Below are 20,175 nucleotides of genomic sequence, written 5' to 3'. Positions count from 1 at the left end.
CCCATCTGTCTATGTGGTTGAAGAAAATAGGGTTTGTTGATCGGGATGCGATCCCGTGGGGTATTTTGGATTTTGCCGCGCTCGTTTTGCAAGGTGATGGGCGGCTGATCCGTCGAGTTCGGTGCGACAGAATATCCATGGGCCTTCCGGCAGAGGGTGGATGCCTTTGATCTCGCCGGCTTCGGCGGCGATCCGGAGAGTTTTGGATGCCACGCCGATGTGGCGGGCAGCCTGGCTCAGGTTGAGCCACGGCGCGGGACCGTCAGCGACCGTGCGGAAGACGGGAATCCGGTGATGTGATCGAAGCGCGGTGACCCGCTCGCGAGTCCAGCGGTTGCCGTGCCCCGTCACCAGCCCGTTGCGGTTTAGGATGCCGGCGATCAGATCGTCATTGGCGATGAGAACCAGTTCGCGCACGGCGGCAATGATGTCGGCGGAGGTGCTGTTGCGCTGTCCTTTGCGGCGCCTCGGCAGCCGCAAATCGGTGTGAACACCGCCGACCCAGTGGATCAGCAGCACGATCTCGGATGCGTCGTGATCAATGTCGGCGACCACCTCCTGGATGAGAGTGCGCACGATGCGCTTCTTCAGCCGCGCATCGGACTGCGGGGCGTTCCACACTGCTTCGAGATCGCTGGCAAGACCATCAATATCCTTGAGCGACGGTAAGGCCGGATGTGCTGTCGAGGCATCGTGCGCGACAATCCTGGCTTCCACCTCGCCGGCACGCGTGAGGGCGCGGTTCCATCGCGTTTCCAGTTCGGCTGCCACCAATCGGTTCTGCGGATCGGCGGCATCATATTGCCGGAAAGCCCGGTCGGCTGCGTAGCGTGCCGCCTCGAGATCACGCATCAACACATCACGGACTTGATCGCGGCGATCGGCCGCTTGTGCTTCGGCCTCAACCGAGGCGGCGATCGCTCCGGGTTCAAGAACCTGCAATAGAGCCCGCTCGATCGCATCGTCGACCCGCAATCCGCCGAACGCGATGCAGCGCGGCTCGCCGTTATCGAGCAGGCCCCGCCAACAGGAATAACGTGGGATATCATGCTTGGCGCCGGTGTAGCGCACCGTCAGCTTGCGTCCGCAGCGTCGGCAACGGATGAGCCCAGCAAGCAATGCGTCGCCGTGCTTGGGCGCTCCATGATGCTGACTGGTGGGAACATTATCGCTCACCATCTTCCGGATATCCTCCGAGCGCTCCCAGCTGACGTAGCCTTCGTGCGAGCCGGGGATGAGTGCCAGCCACTCATCCCGCGCCTTACGACGGCTCCTCGACCGCATGGCGGTGCCATCATATCCGGTCGCGGCACGGCTCTTACCATAGGCATAAGCTCCACCGTAGATCGGGTTCTCGATCATTCGGTGAATGGTAGCATAGCTCGGCCTGCGCCATACGACATCACCGTTGTTGCGCTTTGCGGGCAAATCCAGCCCATGTTCGATGAACCAGAGCAGCGCCTGCCGCGCACTGCCGAGTTCGGCCACCTTGTCGAACACAAGGGCAATGGCTTCCTGGACGCGTCGGTCAGGATCCTTCTCGATCCGGTCGCCGGCCTTCACGAAGCCCACGGGGGCGGCAACGACCAGTTCGCCGCGCCGGGCCTTCTCGTAACGGGCCGAGAGCGAACGCTGGCGCAGGAGATCCAACTCATACTCGTTGAGGCTGCCCTTCAGGCCGAGTAGCAACCGGTCATTACCCTGGCGCGGGGCATACACGGTCTCCTGGTCGATCAGCACCGTATCGACCACGCGGCACATCTCGATGAGCTGCTGCCAGTCGCGGCTATTACGGGCGAAGCGGGAGACTTCCCGCGCCGCGACGGCGCCGACCTTGCCCAGGCAAACCTCTGCGACCATGCGGTCGAAACCGGCGCGCGTCACACCGCCCGCCGCGGATCGACCAAGATCGTCGTCGATTGTCTCGATGTGCGACCAGCCCATTGCTGTGAGGCGGCCGCGCATGGCGTATTGCAGGGTGCTGCTCTCACGGTTGTGGAGGACCTGATGGACCGAGGACTGCCGCACATACAGGATTGCCTTGCGCTCGAGATGCTGCGGCCCGATCTTCTCAGAGATCATCTTGCACCTCCCGCAGCTCCGCAACGGGATCGTCGAAGTGCTCGAGCAACAGGCGCACCATCAACGACGTCAACGTCTGGCGTGTCTGCGCTGGCAGGGTGTCCCACCGTGGTGTCTTGGATATCTCGAAATCGCGTGGGCAGGAGAACAGGTCGAGTTGCAACGTCTTGGACTTGCGCGGCATTGAGACCTCCCGAATGTGAGTCGTGAGGGCCCGATGCTGCGCTCGAATCCGACAATGCTGAAACCGGCGCTGCGGCTCGCAATAACTTGACCAAGGCGCTCAGCGCGCCGACATCGACTTGGGGGGACGCACCCATCCGTGCCAGGGCGCACGCAGCAGGGTCGAACATCCACGCCGGAATCTCGAGCCACCGGTCCGAAGTCGCTCCCGTCTTGCTACAGCGCAGATTAACCGAACCGGCTCGTTCGACCTGCTCATGGATGTGGACATGCCAGCCAGCCCAGGGATGCCAGCGATAGAGAACTTCTCGAACTTCGGTCCCGTGGGCGTTGCGTCGCCGTGTTGTACAACACTGTCCGACCGCACAGCAGCCTCGGCTATCGACCACCCGCCCCGGAAGCGGCGACACCGCCATTGCCGGCCTCCGGTTCCGCTTCGCTCCACCTCCGACCGGCAATGGCGGCGGAGACGACAATGCACTAACTATCAACCCGGACCACCCGGTGGGGGCTGCTCACTATCGGGGGCTGGTCAACGAGGGAATTGAGGAGGCGCTCATGATCGTCTGTCTTGGCACAAACGTTCCCGAGACGCCGACCTATCCGCCGGATCATCCTCTTTCGAAGATCAAGCGCGCAAAGAACTGATCGGGTGGAGAGAAGCCGATACGTCGAACCCGACCCGGAGATCATCGAGGTCGGCAAACGGAAGGTCACTATCAGACAGGCTGGTGCCGGTCCCGGCTTGCCGCTTGTTCTGCTGCATGGGATCGGTTCGAACTCAAGCGCGTGGGCTGGGCAGTTCGCGGAGCTTGCGAGCGAGCGTCGCGTGGTCGCGTGGAACGCGCCCGGCTATGTCGGTAGCACGCCGCTTCCCATGGCTGCGCCGACCGCGGCTGACTATGGCGCCGCGTTACACGGGCTTCTCGACGTGCTGGCAATCGAACGGGCCTTGCTCGTGGGGCAGTCGCTGGGCGCGATCATGGCGACGGCGGCAGCCCTGCAGGGGCCGGACCGCTTTGCAGGCCTGGTCCTGGCCAGCCCGGCGAGCGGCTACGCGGTTCGGCCCGATGACGTGCTTCCGCCGCGGGTCGCCGAGCGCATCGCCGAAGTCGAGCGCTTCGGTCCGCTGGGACTCGCCGATCGGCGCGCGCATCGTCTCGTGACAGAGAACGCCGCTCCGGAGGCCCGCGCACTTATCCATCGCGTGATGTCCGAGGTAACGATCGAGGGTTATACGCAGGCCTCGCGCATGCTCGCCCATGCGGATCTTGGCGAAATGGTGTCGCGTCTCGCAGTGCCGACGCTGGTTCTGTGGGGGGAATCCGATGTGATCACGCCTCCGGCGGGATGCGCGGCTATCGCCGCAGCTGCGCCGCGCGCCGCATCTCGCGCTTTCCCCGATCTGGGGCATGGCTTTGCGACCGAAGCGCCCGCGCTCTTCAATCAAGCGCTCACCACCTTTCTGGCTCAGATCGAACGACAGGGGTAAACTGATGGATCTGCGACTTAGAGACAAGGTAGTACTGGTGACCGGGGGATCTTCAGGGATAGGCTTGGAGACGGTTCGTCAGTTCCTGCGCGAAGGGGCGAGGGTGGTGTCGTGCGCGCGGGGGCAGGAAGGGCTCGATCGTTCGGCTTCGGCGTTGGCGTCCGAAGGGGCTGGGCCTGATCGCTTCATCACACAGGTGGCAGACGTTCTCGATCAATCGGCGATCGACCGTCTCGCAGAAACGGTCAAGACACGGTTCGGTCGCCTCGACATACTGATCGCCAATGCTGGCCAGGCGCGCATCTCGACCTTCGCATCGACGCTCGACGCGGATTGGGAAGCCGAGCTGAACCTGAAATTCTTCAGCGTCATTCGCCCGATCCGCGCATTCGCGCCCATGCTGAAGGAAAGCAGCGAAGGGGCGATCGTCGTCGTGAACTCGCTGCTGGCGCGCCAGCCCGAGCCGCATATGGTCTGCACCTCCGCGGCGCGCGCCGGCGTCCAGAATCTCGTCAAGTCGCTGAGCGTTGAGCTGGCTCCCGCCGTCCGCGTCAATTCGATCCTGCTGGGAACGGTCAACAGCGGGCAATGGGAAAGACGGTTCAGTGAGCGAGCGCGGCCGGGGCAAACGATGGACGACTGGCTTGCCGAGCTTGCGGCCGAGAAACAGATTCCCCTCGGGCGCTTCGGTCGTCCCGAAGAGCCCGCGGCGGCGCTGGTCTTTCTTGCCTCGCCGGTGTCCGGCTTCACGACGGGAGCCGCGCTGGAAGTGGCAGGCGGCGTGTCCCGCTTCGCCTGACGCCGGCTTGAGGATAGTATGAACATATCAGGGGACAGCTATGACAATCAAAGGGGCGATTGACCTCGTTGGCCGGACAATCCTCGTCAGCGGTGGTGCTCGCGGCCTCGGTGCCGCCTTCGCCGAAGCTTGCGGGAAAGCAGGCGCGCGCGTGCTGATCGCCGATATCCGCGCCGACCTTGGCGCCGAAACGGCGACCCGCCTGCGCGCTGACGGCATCGACATTGACCATTATGAAGTCGATCTCGCCGACCCGTCGTCGATCGTGCGTCTCGCAGGGAGGATCGCCGAAGATGTCGGCGTGCTCGACGGCCTCCTGAACAACGCCGCGCTGGCGACCGGCATCGGCGGCAAGGGCTTTGACGAAATCGACATCGAGACGTGGGATCGGGTGATGGCGATCAACGTCCGGGGCACCTGGCTCATGACCAGGGCCTTCGCTCCCATGCTCAAGGCCTCCGCCCACGGCGGCCGGGTCGTCAACCTGGCCTCGGACACGGCGCTGTGGGGCGCGCCGAACTTGCTCCACTATGTTAGCAGCAAAGGCGCGGTGATCAGCATGACGCGGTCGCTCGCAAGGGAATTGGGCGCGGCGGGCGTTTCGGTCAACGCCATTGCGCCTGGTCTCGTCCGCGTCGAAGCGACCGACTATGTCCCTGAACAGCGAAAGCAACTCTATGTGCAGGGTGCCGCGATCCAGCGGCCGCAAGTCCCGGAGGATACGGTCGGCACGGCCGTCTTCCTGCTGAGCGATGCTGCGGCTTTCGTCTCGGGGCAGGTGATACCCGTCAACGGCGGCTTCGTCTCCGCCTGACCCCGTCCACCAAGGCGCCCGCCGATCGGGGCGACGGATCGTTTCCGCCGCCCCGATGCCTTCAATTGCGGCTTGCCGCCATGTCGAGCGCGACGTCCACGATCATATCCTCCTGGCCGCCGACCATGCGCCGGCGCCCCAGTTCCACCAGGATCTCACGCGTATCGACGCCATAGTCGCGGCTCGCCTTCTCTGCATGGCGAAGGAAGCTCGAATAGACGCCGGCGAAACCGAGGCTCAATGTCTCGCGATCGACGCGCACCGGGCGATCCTGAAGGGGACGCACCAGCTCCTCGGCCGCATCCATCAGCTTGTAGAGATCGCAGCCATGGTGCCAGCCTTTCCGCTCGGCCGCGGCGATGAACACCTCGAGCGGCGCGTTGCCGGCGCCGGCACCCATCCCGGCAAGACTCGCGTCGATCCGGATCGCGCCATGCTGCGCGCCGACGATCGAATTGGCGACGCCGAGCGACAGATTGTGATGGGCATGGATGCCGCGCTCGGTCTCGGGGTCGAGCACGCGATCATAGGCCAGCAGCCGCTCCCGGTAGCCGTCCATGTCGAGCGCGCCGCCCGAGTCCGTCACATAGACACAGGTCGCGCCATAGCTTTCCATCAGCTTCGCCTGTTGGGCCAATTGGTCGGGTTCGATCATATGGCTCATCATCAGGAAGCCGACCGTATCCATTCCGAGATCGCGCGCGGCCTGGATGTGTTGTTTGGAGATGTCTGCTTCGGTGCAGTGGGTCGCGATCCGAACCGAGCGCACGCCCAGGGCGTAAGCGTGCTTCAGTTCCTCGATCGTCCCGATGCCTGGCAGCAACAAAGTGGTGAGCTTCGCATGCTTGACGACGTCGGCAACCGCCTCGATCCATTCCCAGTCGGTGTGCGCCCCAAAACCATAGTTGAAGGACGAGCCGTTGAGGCCATCACCATGCGCGACTTCGATCGCGTCGACTTTTGCTTCGTCGAGCGCTTTCGCGATCTGCCGGACATGCTCGATGCCATATTGATGGCGGATCGCGTGCATTCCGTCGCGCAGTGTCACGTCCTGGATGTAGAGTTTCGTGGTCGTGGGATCGAACGTCATTATGCCGCCTCCAGCATGCGTCGCGACGCGATTTTCTCGGCGGTCTTCAGGCCCGCCGAAGTCATGATGTCGAGATTGCCGGCATAGGCCGGCAGATAGTGTGCGGCGCCCTCGACTTCGAGAAACACACTCGTCTTGATCCCCTCGAAAGTGCCAAGGCCAGGAATCCGGACGGGTTCGTTCGAGCCGAAGCGCTCGAATTGCACTTTCTGCTTCAGGCGATAGCCCGGGACATAGGCATTGACCTTGTCGACCATCGCGGCGATCGCAGCCTCGATCGTGGCTTCGTCCGCGCCGCTCGAGAGCGTGAAGACGGTGTCGCGCATGATCATCGGCGGTTCGGCCGGATTGAGGATGATGATCGCCTTGCCCTTCGCCGCGCCGCCGACCTGTTCGATGCCCTTGGACGTGGTCTCGGTGAATTCGTCGATGTTCGCGCGGGTGCCAGGGCCCGCGGACCTGGACGAGATCGAGGCCACGATCTCGGCATAATGCACGGTGGCAACCGAAGAAACCGCAGCCACGATCGGGATCGTCGCCTGGCCGCCGCACGTCACCATGTTGACGTTCGGGGCGTCGAGATGGGCATCGCCGTTCACGACCGGGATCACATAGGGGCCGATCGCCGCCGGTGTGAGATCGATCATCACCTTGCCGGCCGAGGTGACGACCTCGTTGTGCCGGGCATGCGCGCCCGCCGACGTCGCATCGAAGACAAGGCCGATATCCGGCCAGCACGGGAGGCGGACGAGGCCCTCTATCCCATCGGACGTGATCGCGACCCCAAGGCGCTCCGCGCGCTTCAGTCCTTCGGATTCAGGATCGATGCCGACGAAAGCGGCCATCTCGAGGATGTCCGACGTGCGCATGATCTTGATCATGAGATCGGTGCCGATATTGCCCGATCCGATAATTGCGACTTTGACCTTCGCCATCACGCGTCCCCGTCATAATGAAATTGAACCTCGCCCAGCCCGCCGATGATCGCGCGAACATGTTGCCCCGGTGCGAGCGCCACCATGGGCCCAAGCGCGCCGGTCAGGATGATATCGCCGGCCCGCAATGGCTCGCCGCGTTCGGCAAGCGTCCGGGCGAGCCAGGCGGCCGCCTTGAGGGGGTGGCCGAGGCACGCCGCGCCGGCACCGATCGAGACGGGCTGGCCATTGACCTCAAGCACCATTCCGCACGTGTAGAGATCGAGGCCCGGCAGCGCCTTGCGCTCGCTGCCCAGCACGAACCGCGCCGACGACCCATTGTCCGCGACAGTATCGGCGAACGTGATCTTCCAATCGGCAATACGGCTGTCGACGATCTCTATCGCCGCAACGGCATAATCCGTTGCCGCCGCGATCTCATCCTCGCTCGGTGCGTTCCCGGTGAGATCTCGGCCCAGGACGAGCGCGACCTCCGCTTCCGCCTTGGGTTGGAGAAGGCCGGCACCGACGCGGCCGCCATCGGCAACACGCATGTCCTCGAAGAGAACGCCAAAATCCGGTTGATCGACGCCGAGCTGCGCCTGCACGGCCTTGGCGGTGAGTCCGATCTTGCGTCCGACGATGCGGCGACCCTCGGCTTCCCAGGCACGCGTGTTCCGTTCCTGGATAGCATAAGCGTCATCGATGCCCACGGGATCGAGCAGATCACGCAGCGGGGCAACAGCGGGACCGGTATAAGCATTTTTGAGCCGGTCGGCCGCGATTCGAATATGGTCTTTCGTTGGAATGTCCATGCAACGTCCTCTCTTCGAGAAGCGAGATATCATCACCGCAGCCTTGCAGCCACGGCACTTAACCCTCTATATCTCACCTAGTGAGAAGAAGAGAAACTCCCCGTGGCTCGCTGGAGCGATCGCTGATGATCCTTTCCCGGATTGTCAGCGACCAGGCGGAGCACAATGTCACCGCGCTGGCCGGCGAGCTCGGGTTGCCCGTTCCCACCGTCCACCGCATCGTTGCGGGCCTCGCCCATAGCGGCTTTCTAAGCAGGGTCGCGCGAGGGCGCTATGGCGTCGGGTTTGCACTAAGGGCGCTGGCGACGGAGGCCTGTTCGACCTCATCCCTTGCCGTGCTCGTTCGCCCTGAACTGGACGATCTGGCGCGCCGAACACGGCGGATCGCGCATTTCGGCATCTTCGAAGGCGACATGGTCACTTACCTGGTGAAGGCGGGTTCGAACGGGGACAGGCTGTTCACACGCGAAGGAATGCAACTCGAAGCCTATTGCTCAGGTATAGGAAAGATTCTTCTTGCCGATCTCGATGCGGCCGATCTTGATCGCTACCTTTCCGCAGGTCCATTTATCGCGCTGACCGATACCACACAGACCGACCCAGGCGTCTTGCGCGACGAACTCGAACGCGTTCGCCAGGATGGCTTCGCAATGGACGACCGTAGTGTCGCGCCCGATCTCACCTGCTTTGCCGTTCCGGTCCGCTGGCCGGACGGCAGGGCGCGGGGCGCCATTTCCGTGTCGACCCTCGCGCCGGACACGATTCCGCATGTCGACGGCCTTATTGCGCGTATGCGAAAGAGTGCGCTCGCCATCGAGCATCGCGTGTTCGGTCAGGCTGGACCGAGGCGACCGTAAGAGGCAGTTCCTGTTCGAGGAGGTCGACGAAGCGGCGCACCCTGGGCGGGAACGCACGTCGTGGCGCCGCCAGCGCCCAGATCGGCTCGTCGCTGCCCTGCAGGTCTTCAGGACTGAGACCAGGCGACACGCGAAGTTGGGCAGAGGGACCCGAATACCAGGATAGCCGGACTGATTACACAAATGCTTTCAGTGGCAGCGCTGGGTCAGATAGCGCCTCAGGACTTGCTGCGACACGAGTTGCGACCAGCGCCTTGCCCTGGACATAGTCTTTGACGGCATTCACGCAATCGAGCGCGATAACCCGGCCCTGGTTGAGATAAACGATGGAAAAACTGCGGTCCACCGGGTTGCCACGCGTTATTGCCGCGTCATGTCCGGCCGACAGTCCTACCGTCTGAAGGCGCAGATCATATTGGTTGGACCAGAACCACGGCACCGAGACGTAAGGTTCTGGATCGCCGGTCAGTGTTCGGGCAACGGTCGTCGCGAGATCGTTGGCGTTTTGGACCGATTCAAGCCGGATAGGAAGATTGTCGGCAAAGGCATTGATATGCAGCGCGCAGTCGCCGATCGCGAAAATGTCAGGCAACGAGGTCCGGCCATGCTCGTCCACTTGGACCCCATTCATGCCAAGCGCTCCCGCAGCCAACAAGGGTTCGACCGCCGGAACGATACCGATGCCCACAATCACCATGTCCGCGGCAACCAGCGTTCCATCGGCGAGGCGAACGCCAACGGCCCGGCCGTCGCGTCCCTCGATGCAATCGACAGCTGCACCTAATCGCACGTCGACCCCGTGCGCCCGATGCTCCGCTTCGAAGAAGCGGGACAAGGCTTCCCCGGCGACACGCGCGAGGACACGGTCCTGCGCCTCCAATACGGTCACATGCTTCCCCATTTCGGCAAGGACCGCTGCCGCTTCCAGGCCGATATAGCCGCCACCGATCACTGCTACTCGAGCCGTTTCAGGAAGCTCCACGATCATCTGGTCTACATCGGCGCGGGTGCGCACCTGATGGACTCCAGCGAGATCATGGCCGGTGCATGTCAAGCGGCGGGGGCGTCCACCCGCTGCCCAGATCAGTCGGCCGTAACCAAAACTCTCTCCATCGTCGGTCGAGACGGTATGTGCGGCAGGATTGACCGCGGCGACGCGTCTGCCGGTCAACATCCTCACACCGCGTTCCTCCCAAAAGGTGGCCGGGCGGATGAGTATGCGCTCGAACGCTTTCTTCCCCGAGAGATAGTCCTTACTGAGAGGCGGCCGCTCATAGGGCAGATCAGGCTCCTCGCCGATCACCGCGATCGATCCCTCGAAGTGACGCTGGCGTAACGCTATCGCCGCCTGGGCGCCACCGTGGCCGGCGCCCACGATGACAACATCATATGTGATCATGATCCATTATTCCCTGGGCCGGCTTCGAGCGGGCACGCGATCGATGGAAGGGTGGCTCGTTCGCTGTCAAGACTGTTCAATCTTCCGGAGCAATCGTTATTCTGAGCCCGTCCAGATCGTCGCCGAAGGGCAACTGGCAGGAGAGCCGTGATCGGTCGATGCGATGGTCCGAACTGTCCAGAAGATCGTTCTCGTCCTCTTCCATAGGTGGAAGGCGGTCGATGAAATCGGCATCGACATAGACATGGCAAGTCGCGCATGAGCAGCAACCGCCGCACAAGGCGAGCAATTCGTCGACCCCCCCGTCGCGAAGTGCTTCCATGACGGAGAGGCCGGACTGGGCTTCAATGCGGCTTTCGGAGCCGTCGCGTTGGGTAACTAAAATACTTGGCATGGGAATCCTTAGCCCAGCGGGCGCATTTGATGCATCGACTTAGATGATCGGCCATAATTTCTATAATAATCCCGCGGTGGCTGAGGCCGCCGAGATCGACGTTCTGATATATAAATCATCTTTCCCGATCCAGCAGCTTTATGCCTCGGCGTCCAATCTCAACCTTGGGACACAATGCGACTATCGATCCACCCTCAGAACTTCTGGTTCAAAGTGATTGCCCAGTTGCGTGGCATCCCGTAGGCAACCTCGGTATTGGCGCTAATCGTGGTGAGATCGAAGCCCACCGATTCATACCGCTTGTTGAAGACGTTGTTCACTAGGAAATTGATTGAGAGTCCGGAGGTATTCCGCCATCCAATCCGCCCGTTAACCAAGACGTAGTCGCCAATGCGATTGGACGAGAAGTTCCGAATGTTGTGGTAGAAGTGTCCCGTATAGGCCCAGTCGGCCCGAAGCTGCGATTTTGGCCATGTTGAAGAACAAAGATTGAACATGGCGATCTACCAGGCTCGCTCTTGTCCTCCAATCTCGTAAACATCGGTCTCGATCGAGCACCTGTAGCTCTCTGCGATGTTGAACATCTCTGTCTGGAGAGATGCGATCTCATCATCGAGGCTGACGCCATCGGCACCCTGATCATAGGCGACGGTCAGCGTGTAATCGCAGTTCCCGGTCTTTTGCATCTGGTAATCCCGCTCCAGCATCGCCTCAATGCGCTCGCGAGCGGGCTTTCTGCCACGACCATGCTTGTTGAAGTTCTCGATGGTCAGATGCAGGGCGATGGTGACAGAAGGCGGCTTTTCCGGCAGCCCGATCCTTGAAGGAATGACGTCAAGCGCCCGATAGACGGTCATTCTTGAGATCTTGAGGTCGCGCGCGACGCTGGCCTTGCTCGCGCCGGCGGTGATCCGGCGTCGGATTTCATCGTCATCGATGTTTTTCTTCCGGCCTTTGTAGACGCCTTCGGCGCGCGCCGCCTCGATCCCGGCGCGCTGCCGGTCCTTGATGAACGTCAGTTCCATGTCCGCGACCATGCCCAGAATGGTGGACTTGTAACGGTTTTGCGCCGGTCCCCTATCTCATTATGCCACCTTGGCCTCAAAGGCGAGTGGGCTGATCCCGCCCAGATATGAATGGCGCCGCCGTGAGTTGTAGAAGCCATTGATGTACTGAAAGATGGCGGCCTCTGCTTGCCGCCGGGTTGGCCAGCTCTGCCGCCAGATCATTTCCGCCTTCAGGGATTTGAAGAATGTCTCGACGGCGGAGTTGTCGTAACAATTGCCTTTGCCGCTCATGGATGGACGCAGGCCGTAGGCCTGCAGCTTCTTTTGGTAGTCATAGGAGCAATATTGGCTGCCGCGATCGGAATGAAAAATGCAGCCATGCGGCGGATTGCGCAGGCGCACCGCCATATCCAATGCCCGGATGGCCAGATCCTTCTTCATCCTATCGCTGACAGCCCAGCCAACGACACGGCGGCTGTGCAGGTCGAGGATGACGGCAAGGTAGAGCCAGCCTTCCGATGTCCAGACATAGGTGATGTCGCCAGCCCATTTGCAATTTGGCGCATCGGCGGCAAAGTCGCCATCCAACCAGTTCGCTGCGACACCCAGGCGATGGTGGCTGTCCGTCGTCACCTTGTGTTTGCGTGTGCGGACCGGCTTGATCCCGTTGATCCGCATGAGGCGGCCGACCCGACGCTCACCAACATCAAGGCCCGCCTCCTTGAGTTCCATCGTCATCCTCGGACGACCGTAGCTGCCAAGGCTCAGGCTATATTGTTCCCGAATATGGGCCAGCACCCTCATGTCTGTCCGCTCCCGATGACTTACTGGACGCGAGCGCCAGGAACGATAACCGCGCTCGCTCACCTGAAGGACACGGCACATCAGCTCCACCGGCCACCGATGCCGCCAGCTGTGCACAAAGGCGAACCTCACGGCCTTTGGCTCGCGAAGAACTGAGTCGCCTTTTTTAGGATTTCCCTCTCCTCCCGAAGCACGCGGTTCTCAAGGCGAAGCCGTTCATTCTCTCGTGCCAGATCTGCCTGCGGCGCTGCCACCAGGTCCGATGGACGATAATGCGAAACCCATTTGTTCAGCGTCGACTTGCCGACACCCAAATCTGACGCGACGCGTCCGCGCGACAACCCGCTGGTCAGCGCAATGCGCACAGCCTCCTGCTTGAACTCTTCACTATGCTTCATCATCTCGTCGGTCTCCTTGAACGAGCCTTAAACTCTCAAGTGACCGGCACAAAACCGTTACAAGTCCATGGTGATCACCATCCGCCCCATGCTTCCGGCCGTCGTCACCTCCGGCTCAAGCACCCGCAATGAGGCTCCCTTCTGGTCGAGTTCATGAACCAGATTGAGAACATCGCGTGTGGAGCGACCGAGCCGATCGAGACGCAGGACGACGAGTTCGTCATCGGCGCGCAGGAACTGCATGATCGTCTCAAGCTCCGTGCGTCCAGTGCGCGATGCGCCCGAGCCTGTTTCGGAGCGGAGGATTTCACAGCCCGCTGCCTTCAACCGGGCAACCTGGATGTCGAGATCCTGGTCGATGGTGCTGACGCGGGCGTAGCCGACGCGGGTCATGGGCAAATCCGTCACATTAGGGTGGCTTTGCCCTCGTACAGTAACATTGGTGACGGAACCACCCTTTTGTGACATGTCGTATATGTCACTTCCGATCGTCACGTTCGGGTGCACCCAAATGGTGCGAGCGGAAAGGCCCCGGTCAGGCAGCAAGCCGCCCAAAATCGATCCGGCTATTCAGATCGAGGTCGAAGCGGCCATAAGGATTGACGTGGCTGTAAATCAGCGGTGTGAGGCCGCGATAATCATCCGGCGTCATCCGGCCCGTCCATTTCGGTTCCACCAGCACGCTCTGAAGCATTCGGGTGTTCACATAGACAAGCGACGCTTGCAGCAAATGTAGCGCCAGGACCGAGAGCTGCTGCTCATCGATGCGGTTAGTGGCGATCTCGCCGCCCTTGCCGAAGAAAACGAACCCATTGGCACTGTTCCAGTTTTCAACGACATTCAGGCCTTCATGAATTTCGCGGCGGAAGGACTCCTCGCGCAGATACCGGCACAGGAAGATCGTCTTGACCGCGCGGCCCAGCTCACTCAACGCCTTGTAGGTCGGGTGCATCACCTCGGAGCGGCTAAACCGGCGCAGGATCGCCTCCGGGTCGGCGGTTTTTGTCTGCATCGCGGCTGCATATTTGACCATCTCGTCATATTGCTGCTCGATCTCATCCCAGTTGATCGGACTGGAGAGGATCGGCTGCAAGTGGGGAAGCCGCGTTCGCATGCCGACATCGGGAAGAGCCAGCTTCTGGCGAGCGATCGCTTTCAGGCGGGGTGCAAGCTCAAATCCGAGAAGCCGGCAAAATGCAAAGCCAACCGCGCTTTGGCCATGACTATCAACATATTGTCGCTGGATTTCCATGTCGGTGCAATGGCGCAGCACGCCCTCGATCATGGAGGCGACCTCGGAGGAAGAGCAGCGCTTGAGCTGGGAATAGACGCATGTCGCGCGTCGTTCGACATGCCAGTAGATCATGACGCCCCGTCCACCATAAACGCGCATGCCATTCCGTCATCAGGTTGCGATCCCAGGCTCCGAACTTTGTGGAATCTGACGCACAGGCCGTGCCGGCGTCCCCCCAGACTGCAGCATTGCGGATTGCCAGGGTCGCATTCGCAACCCTGGCACACGCCTCCTTGAGCGCCGCGGCATGAACGAAGCGGCGATGGACATGCAGCAGCTCTTCATAGCTGACATCGGGGGTGGCGCCGGCGATCCGCTTGAGCCCGGCATTCGTTCCCAGGCCGTAGAGGCATAGCAGGAGACGTTGATCCAGCGCGGTTTTCGGCAGTGCAACACGCGAGGCCGATGTTTCGAACGCTTCGAGAAGTCCCGTATCAAGGGCAGCCTCCTTCAGTACGTCGAGCAGCCCGGTCATCGGCCAGCGTTGGCCGATCTCGGTCTTGATCGAGGCGAGACCCCTGGGTTCGGGCAAGGGTTTGAACGGGGTGAGAGATATACGGTTCTCGCCGCGCCACAGCAGCCGAACCTTGTCGTTCCGGGGAATATTGGCATTGAGGAGCAACAGTTCCTGAGCAAGCTCTTCCCGGATGGCGCTTGAAAATGCACGCGCATCCGCCGTCAGGTTCAATCCTGTGTAATATGCTTCTCGCCGCGCATCGAAGTCCTTGGGAAGATCGTCATCGGGATTGCGGTATCGGTCCGCCCCGACAACCCAGATTTCCTTAGAACGGATGCGATCGCGCAGTTGCGCGAGGACACAAAGCTCATAACTGATCCGGTTTACGCGCCCCTCTTCATCAATGACGGAACTGCGCCATCTCGCCGGAATGACCTCGTCGACCGGCACTGCGTGCGGCGGCACGTAGCGGCATCCATCATCCACTTTGCTTCTGATCCAGTCCAGGGCCGCCAGCACCGGACGCCACACGGCGTTGTTCGACCGGAACTCCAGTGCCGAAAGCAGGCTTGGCAGCATACGGCGATAATGATTGGCCCATGACCTCCGCATCACCTTGTAGATCCGCCGATCCAAGGCGCCCTTTGCCTGGCTTTCCTTGATGATCGCCGCCAGTTTGTCCTTGCCGGCGATTGGGAAAATGACATCGCAGATGCGCCCGGATGGATCGTCGATCGAAGCGCTGGCAATCTCGACCAGGAGTCGCTCCTTGCCATAGACCCGCTCGATGTCTTTCGCGATATCGCCCACCACCTTGCGTTTCGAGCGCGATCCGATCTTATGGACCGTCTCGATCAGCAGGTCGACCATCGCATCCGTAAGCTGAGCTTCCCGCGCCATCAGATAAACGGCATAGAGCCCGAGCTGGCGCGCCGGTACATGCCGGCGCATCTCCGAGGCTTTCTCGCCGGCAACCCGGCGAACGATCTGATCGACCCATGCCTTGCCCGTGACCGATAGGAAATCTCGGGGAAGAGCAAGCCGTTGGATAAAGGCGAGTTTGGCGGTCACGCCAAGAATGTTTTCGAGCGTCGCCTGACCTGCATCCCCCTTCATCGTGTTGAAGCCGGTCGGGCCATCGGGATCGGCGAGCGAGGCTTCCAGCAAGGCGACCGCATCCGGCGCAAGCCGATCGCGGACTCGGGCCAACAGGGCCTCCAGATAGAGGTGTCGTTGCGAACGGACGAGGCGTTCCAGCTCCTTGCGCGACGGCCCATAGATACGGCGGTCGCGGCACCACAGGAAAACATGCTCGAGCATGGCATTGATCGGCTGCCCGCCCGCACAAAGATCGTCGGAAATCCACCTCGACAACGCCCTGCGATCCGTCTGCGTCATACGGCGGAACCCGAGATGCCGCAAAATCTCCGCGCAATGCCGGCGGGCGGTGCGCCCGGAAAAATCATAGTGGTTCACGGATTTGGCATCGAGACCAAGTTGCTCCGCCAGATACAAGACACCGTCGGAGGGTATCGACGCATGATCCGGCACAAAGAAGCCATGCCCGGCGAAAAATCTAAGCTGAACCGCCAATCCCAGTCGTGCCGTCTCCGCTTTGCCGGTCACGAACGCGATGTCCGAAAAACTCAGGCTCCAGGAGCCGATCAGATCCCCACTCGAAACGCCAAGGCTCATAACGCCGCTCCCTTATCGGAGCGGAACGTCGTTCCTCGCATGGGCGATCGTCAACAACAACCAGCCCGTTCCCGACGTGTTCTCCAAGATGACCAAAATCGCAGCTTCGGGCCGACTGGGCCATCTTGGAGACTTGCCCAGGGCAGACGGCATAGTCATCCTGTCAGCGCACGCGAGTCGCGCCGAGACACTTACCGAATGGTTGGATCCGGCGATCATCGACGAGGTGGATCCTGGACTACGCGATCCCGATCTCGACCTTTTCTGCAAACGCCCACTCCCGTTCGACACTGACTGGATCAAATTCTATCGTGAGGCTCAACTGGCACGCAGCCGGCGGATCTCAGCCTACGCACTTGCCACTCTGAAGGCGCTTCGCAGCATGCCGGACGGGCCAACCGACCGGCTCATGCTGGTGCATGGAACCGGAGCCGATCCACGCTTCATTGACATAACGCTGGATCCCAATGGGCGCACGGCACGTCCTCTTGAGCTCGCCAGACGACTGAACCAGTCCCACTACAGCATGGGTCGGGTTACAACGATGCGCACCTGGCTAAGCCAATGGAGTGTGGATCATTCGCGAGCAGACGGTCCCGCTTGCTTGGCCAGAACAAGCGTCCCCGTGCTCTCGGTAACCTACGAGCAGGACGAGATCGTGTTCCCTTCGCATATGAAGAGGTATGCCGAGGCTGCGCGTGGACGTTGTACCGAACAGGTGCTGGATGGCGCCACGCATTTCATGATTGGCCTCGACGATCTTAAGGACAGGTTGGCGCAGCAAATCGTATCATGGGCGAAAGAAGCGCTCTAACAGGCTGCTGGAAAAGGCGGTGTTTGCAGCGAGAAGCTTTCTTTTGGCGGGGGTTTTTGAGGTGGTCCCGCCTTCATGGACAGTTTGGCGACTGAGTTAAGCTAATCCCGGTTGTCGTTCATGCCGCCTGTTTGATCATCAGATCATGGGGGGCATGCCCCCCATGATCTGATTGCCCGATCCGCCGATAGGCCTCGACCGGGGTTCTCCCGGCCAGTCCCGAGTGCGGACGCTGGGTGTTGTACAACACGGCGACGCAACGCCCACGGGACCGAAGTTCGAGAAGTTCTCTATCGCTGGCATCCCTGGGCTGGCTGGCATGTCCACATCCATGAGCAGGTCGAACGAGCCGGTTCGGTTAATCTGCGCTGTAGCAAGACGGGAGCGACTTCGGACCGGTGGCTCGAGATTCCGGCGTGGATGTTCGACCCTGCTGCGTGCGCCCTGGCACGGATGGGTGCGTCCCCCCAAGTCGATGTCGGCGCGCTGAGCGCCTTGGTCAAGTTATTGCGAGCCGCAGCGCCGGTTTCAGCATTGTCGGATTCGAGCGCAGCATCGGGCCCTCACGACTCACATTCGGGAGGTCTCAATGCCGCGCAAGTCCAAGACGTTGCAACTCGACCTGTTCTCCTGCCCACGCGATTTCGAGATATCCAAGACACCACGGTGGGACACCCTGCCAGCGCAGACACGCCAGACGTTGACGTCGTTGATGGTGCGCCTGTTGCTCGAGCACTTCGACGATCCCGTTGCGGAGCTGCGGGAGGTGCAAGATGATCTCTGAGAAGATCGGGCCGCAGCATCTCGAGCGCAAGGCAATCCTGTATGTGCGGCAGTCCTCGGTCCATCAGGTCCTCCACAACCGTGAGAGCAGCACCCTGCAATACGCCATGCGCGGCCGCCTCACAGCAATGGGCTGGTCGCACATCGAGACAATCGACGACGATCTTGGTCGATCCGCGGCGGGCGGTGTGACGCGCGCCGGTTTCGACCGCATGGTCGCAGAGGTTTGCCTGGGCAAGGTCGGCGCCGTCGCGGCGCGGGAAGTCTCCCGCTTCGCCCGTAATAGCCGCGACTGGCAGCAGCTCATCGAGATGTGCCGCGTGGTCGATACGGTGCTGATCGACCAGGAGACCGTGTATGCCCCGCGCCAGGGTAATGACCGGTTGCTACTCGGCCTGAAGGGCAGCCTCAACGAGTATGAGTTGGATCTCCTGCGCCAGCGTTCGCTCTCGGCCCGTTACGAGAAGGCCCGGCGCGGCGAACTGGTCGTTGCCGCCCCCGTGGGCTTCGTGAAGGCCGGCGACCGGATCGAGAAGGATCCTGACCGACGCGTCCAGGAAGCCATTGCCCTTGTGTTCGACAAGGTGGCCGAACTCGGCAGTGCGCGGCAGGCGCTGCTCTGGTTCATCGAACATGGGCTGGATTTGCCCGCAAAGCGCAACAACGGTGATGTCGTATGGCGCAGGCCGAGCTATGCTACCATTCACCGAATGATCGAGAACCCGATCTACGGTGGAGCTTATGCCTATGGTAAGAGCCGTGCCGCGACCGGATATGATGGCACCGCCATGCGGTCGAGGAGCCGTCGTAAGGCGCGGGATGAGTGGCTGGCACTCATCCCCGGCTCGCACGAAGGCTACGTCAGCTGGGAGCGCTCGGAGGATATCCGGAAGATGGTGAGCGATAATGTTCCCACCAGTCAGCATCATGGAGCGCCCAAGCACGGCGACGCATTGCTTGCTGGGCTCATCCGTTGCCGACGCTGCGGACGCAAGCTGACGGTGCGCTACACCGGCGCCAAGCATGATATCCCACGTTATTCCTGTTGGCGGGGCCTGCTCGATAACGGCGAGCCGCGCTGCATCGCGTTCGGCGGATTGCGGGTCGACGATGCGATCGAGCGGGCTCTATTGCAGGTTCTTGAACCCGGAGCGATCGCCGCCTCGGTTGAGGCCGAAGCACAAGCGGCCGATCGCCGCGATCAAGTCCGTGATGTGTTGATGCGTGATCTCGAGGCGGCACGCTACGCAGCCGACCGGGCTTTCCGGCAATATGATGCCGCCGATCCGCAGAACCGATTGGTGGCAGCCGAACTGGAAACGCGATGGAACCGCGCCCTCACGCGTGCCGGCGAGGTGGAAGCCAGGATTGTCGCGCACGATGCCTCGACAGCACATCCGGCCTTACCGTCGCTCAAGGATATTGATGGTCTTGCCAGCGATCTCGAAGCAGTGTGGAACGCCCCGCAGTCCGATGCGCGGCTGAAGAAGCGCATCGTGCGCACTCTCATCCAGGAGGTGGTCGCCGACATTGATCACGACGCATCCGAGATCGTGCTGCTGATCCACTGGGTCGGCGGTGTTCACACCGATTTGCGGCTGCCGAGGCGCCGCAAAGGACAGCGCAACAGCACCTCCGCCGACATCATTGCCGCCGTGCGCGAACTGGTTCTCATCGCCAATGACGATCTGATCGCCGGCATCCTAAACCGCAACGGGCTGGTGACGGGGCACGGCAACCGCTGGACTCGCGAGCGGGTCACCGCGCTTCGATCACATCACCGGATTCCCGTCTTCCGCACGGTCGCTGACGGTCCCGCGCCGTGGCTCAACCTGAGCCAGGCTGCCCGCCACATCGGCGTGGCATCCAAAACTCTCCGGATCGCCGCCGAAGCCGGCGAGATCAAAGGCATCCACCCTCTGCCGGAAGGCCCATGGATATTCTGTCGCACCGAACTCGACGGATCAGCCGCCCATCACCTTGCAAAACGAGCGCGGCAAAATCCAAAATACCCCACGGGATCGCATCCCGATCAACAAACCCTATTTTCTTCAACCACATAGACAGATGGGTGTTATGAAGCA

Annotated in this window: 15 protein-coding genes and 5 pseudogenes; 9 read left to right on the top strand and 11 right to left on the bottom strand. The window is 61.6% G+C overall.

All coding sequences use genetic code 11. The annotated features are described in order from the left end of the window. Nucleotides 1-9: 9 nt before the first annotated feature. Nucleotides 10-2,082 (bottom strand): recombinase family protein, encoded by a 2,073-nt coding sequence (locus CA833_RS25980; protein WP_011607957.1) that lies wholly within the window; start codon nt 2,080-2,082, stop codon nt 10-12. Beyond that, nucleotides 2,072-2,266, bottom strand: a complete 195-nt coding sequence (locus tag CA833_RS25975) for a hypothetical protein (protein WP_176705047.1) — start codon at nt 2,264-2,266, stop codon at nt 2,072-2,074. The genes CA833_RS25980 and CA833_RS25975 overlap by 11 nt, the downstream gene beginning before the upstream one ends. A 318-nt stretch (nt 2,267-2,584) precedes the next feature. Between CA833_RS25975 and CA833_RS25970 the strand changes: the two are divergent. From CA833_RS25970 to CA833_RS25950, 5 genes and pseudogenes are all read left to right on the top strand, one after another. Next, nucleotides 2,585-2,749, top strand: a pseudogene (locus CA833_RS25970) (hypothetical protein); the annotation flags it as partial. Between the two features lie 35 nt (nt 2,750-2,784). After that, a pseudogene (locus CA833_RS25965) lies at nt 2,785-2,913 on the top strand (cupin domain-containing protein); the annotation flags it as partial. A 4-nt stretch (nt 2,914-2,917) separates the two neighbouring features. Further along, the gene (locus CA833_RS25960) at nt 2,918-3,757 is read left to right on the top strand and encodes an alpha/beta fold hydrolase (RefSeq protein WP_011607989.1); all 840 of its coding nucleotides are present in this window, start codon (nt 2,918-2,920) and stop codon (nt 3,755-3,757) included. A gap of 1 nt (nt 3,758) precedes the next feature. Next, nucleotides 3,759-4,556 carry an SDR family oxidoreductase gene (locus CA833_RS25955; RefSeq protein WP_176705070.1) on the top strand — a complete coding sequence of 266 codons (798 nt, stop codon included), beginning with the start codon at nt 3,759-3,761 and terminating at the stop codon, nt 4,554-4,556. 40 nt (nt 4,557-4,596) lie between these two features. Beyond that, complete coding sequence (locus CA833_RS25950; RefSeq protein WP_011607987.1) at nt 4,597-5,370, top strand: SDR family oxidoreductase; 774 nt, start codon at nt 4,597-4,599, stop codon at nt 5,368-5,370. Between the two features lie 61 nt (nt 5,371-5,431). Here CA833_RS25950 and dmpG read toward each other — a convergent pair whose 3' ends face one another. The 3 genes from dmpG to CA833_RS25935 are packed head-to-tail and all read right to left on the bottom strand — an operon-like array spanning nt 5,432 to nt 8,189. Continuing rightward, nucleotides 5,432-6,460, bottom strand: coding sequence for a 4-hydroxy-2-oxovalerate aldolase (dmpG, locus tag CA833_RS25945; RefSeq protein ID WP_011607986.1), 1,029 nt, complete (start codon nt 6,458-6,460; stop codon nt 5,432-5,434). Then, nucleotides 6,460-7,395 (bottom strand): acetaldehyde dehydrogenase (acetylating), encoded by a 936-nt coding sequence (locus CA833_RS25940; protein ID WP_142639744.1) that lies wholly within the window; start codon nt 7,393-7,395, stop codon nt 6,460-6,462. The genes dmpG and CA833_RS25940 overlap by 1 nt, the downstream gene beginning before the upstream one ends. After that, on the bottom strand, nt 7,395-8,189 hold the full coding sequence (locus tag CA833_RS25935; RefSeq protein WP_011607984.1) for a 2-keto-4-pentenoate hydratase: 795 nt from the start codon (nt 8,187-8,189) through the stop codon (nt 7,395-7,397). Before CA833_RS25935 ends, CA833_RS25940 begins: the two co-directional genes overlap by 1 nt. 80 nt (nt 8,190-8,269) lie before the next feature. Here CA833_RS25935 and CA833_RS25930 point away from each other — a divergent pair, with 80 nt between their 5' ends. Further along, the gene (locus CA833_RS25930) at nt 8,270-9,046 is read left to right on the top strand and encodes an IclR family transcriptional regulator (RefSeq protein WP_011607983.1); all 777 of its coding nucleotides are present in this window, start codon (nt 8,270-8,272) and stop codon (nt 9,044-9,046) included. Between the two features lie 175 nt (nt 9,047-9,221). Here the strand turns inward: CA833_RS25930 and CA833_RS25925 are convergent, their stop codons facing one another. The 6 genes and pseudogenes from CA833_RS25925 to CA833_RS25895 all read right to left on the bottom strand — a co-directional run bounded on the left by CA833_RS25925 (nt 9,222) and on the right by CA833_RS25895 (nt 16,494). After that, nucleotides 9,222-10,445 carry an NAD(P)/FAD-dependent oxidoreductase gene (locus tag CA833_RS25925; protein ID WP_011607982.1) on the bottom strand — a complete coding sequence of 408 codons (1,224 nt, stop codon included), beginning with the start codon at nt 10,443-10,445 and terminating at the stop codon, nt 9,222-9,224. Between the two features lie 76 nt (nt 10,446-10,521). Further along, on the bottom strand, nt 10,522-10,839 hold the full coding sequence (locus tag CA833_RS25920) for a 2Fe-2S iron-sulfur cluster-binding protein (protein WP_011607981.1): 318 nt from the start codon (nt 10,837-10,839) through the stop codon (nt 10,522-10,524). 503 nt (nt 10,840-11,342) lie between these two features. Then, a pseudogene (locus tag CA833_RS25910) lies at nt 11,343-11,888 on the bottom strand (helix-turn-helix domain-containing protein); the annotation flags it as partial. 36 nt (nt 11,889-11,924) lie between these two features. Continuing rightward, nucleotides 11,925-13,051 (bottom strand): IS3 family transposase gene (locus CA833_RS25905; RefSeq protein WP_202981374.1). Its coding sequence is split into 2 segments (ribosomal slippage): nt 11,925-12,820 and nt 12,820-13,051, totalling 1,128 coding nucleotides; the frame shifts between segments, so codons are not numbered across the junction. 63 nt (nt 13,052-13,114) lie between these two features. Further along, nucleotides 13,115-13,441 (bottom strand): annotated as a pseudogene (locus CA833_RS25900) (recombinase family protein); the annotation flags it as partial. 142 nt (nt 13,442-13,583) lie between these two features. Beyond that, nucleotides 13,584-16,494: pseudogene (locus tag CA833_RS25895) on the bottom strand (Tn3 family transposase). Between the two features lie 88 nt (nt 16,495-16,582). On the opposite strand from CA833_RS25895, the gene CA833_RS25890 reads away from it, so the two are divergent. The 3 genes from CA833_RS25890 to CA833_RS25880 all read left to right on the top strand — a co-directional run bounded on the left by CA833_RS25890 (nt 16,583) and on the right by CA833_RS25880 (nt 20,154). Next, nucleotides 16,583-17,308 carry an alpha/beta fold hydrolase gene (locus CA833_RS25890; protein WP_011607979.1) on the top strand — a complete coding sequence of 242 codons (726 nt, stop codon included), beginning with the start codon at nt 16,583-16,585 and terminating at the stop codon, nt 17,306-17,308. A 589-nt stretch (nt 17,309-17,897) separates the two neighbouring features. Further along, nucleotides 17,898-18,092 carry a hypothetical protein gene (locus tag CA833_RS25885; protein ID WP_176705047.1) on the top strand — a complete coding sequence of 65 codons (195 nt, stop codon included), beginning with the start codon at nt 17,898-17,900 and terminating at the stop codon, nt 18,090-18,092. Then, nucleotides 18,082-20,154, top strand: coding sequence for a recombinase family protein (locus tag CA833_RS25880; protein WP_011607957.1), 2,073 nt, complete (start codon nt 18,082-18,084; stop codon nt 20,152-20,154). The genes CA833_RS25885 and CA833_RS25880 overlap by 11 nt, the downstream gene beginning before the upstream one ends. The last annotated feature ends 21 nt before the right edge of the window (nt 20,155-20,175 follow it).

It is taken from the genome of Novosphingobium sp. KA1, assembly GCF_017309955.1.
In the GTDB taxonomy this organism is placed as follows: domain Bacteria; phylum Pseudomonadota; class Alphaproteobacteria; order Sphingomonadales; family Sphingomonadaceae; genus Novosphingobium.
The sequence above is the reverse complement of the archived record's forward strand: the minus strand, read 5'-3'. Positions and strand labels throughout refer to the sequence as shown.

Coding starts and splice junctions, on each gene's coding strand:
- dmpG (WP_011607986.1), bottom strand. CDS start 6,460: ATGACGTTCGATCCCACGACCACGAAACTCTACATCCAGGACGTGACA.
- CA833_RS25935 (WP_011607984.1), bottom strand. CDS start 8,189: ATGGACATTCCAACGAAAGACCATATTCGAATCGCGGCCGACCGGCTC.
- CA833_RS25950 (WP_011607987.1), top strand. CDS start 4,597: ATGACAATCAAAGGGGCGATTGACCTCGTTGGCCGGACAATCCTCGTC.
- CA833_RS25980 (WP_011607957.1), bottom strand. CDS start 2,082: ATGATCTCTGAGAAGATCGGGCCGCAGCATCTCGAGCGCAAGGCAATC.
- CA833_RS25940 (WP_142639744.1), bottom strand. CDS start 7,395: ATGGCGAAGGTCAAAGTCGCAATTATCGGATCGGGCAATATCGGCACC.
- CA833_RS25885 (WP_176705047.1), top strand. CDS start 17,898: ATGCCGCGCAAGTCCAAGACGTTGCAACTCGACCTGTTCTCCTGCCCA.
- CA833_RS25925 (WP_011607982.1), bottom strand. CDS start 10,445: ATGATCACATATGATGTTGTCATCGTGGGCGCCGGCCACGGTGGCGCC.
- CA833_RS25920 (WP_011607981.1), bottom strand. CDS start 10,839: ATGCCAAGTATTTTAGTTACCCAACGCGACGGCTCCGAAAGCCGCATT.
- CA833_RS25890 (WP_011607979.1), top strand. CDS start 16,583: ATGACCAAAATCGCAGCTTCGGGCCGACTGGGCCATCTTGGAGACTTG.
- CA833_RS25880 (WP_011607957.1), top strand. CDS start 18,082: ATGATCTCTGAGAAGATCGGGCCGCAGCATCTCGAGCGCAAGGCAATC.
- CA833_RS25975 (WP_176705047.1), bottom strand. CDS start 2,266: ATGCCGCGCAAGTCCAAGACGTTGCAACTCGACCTGTTCTCCTGCCCA.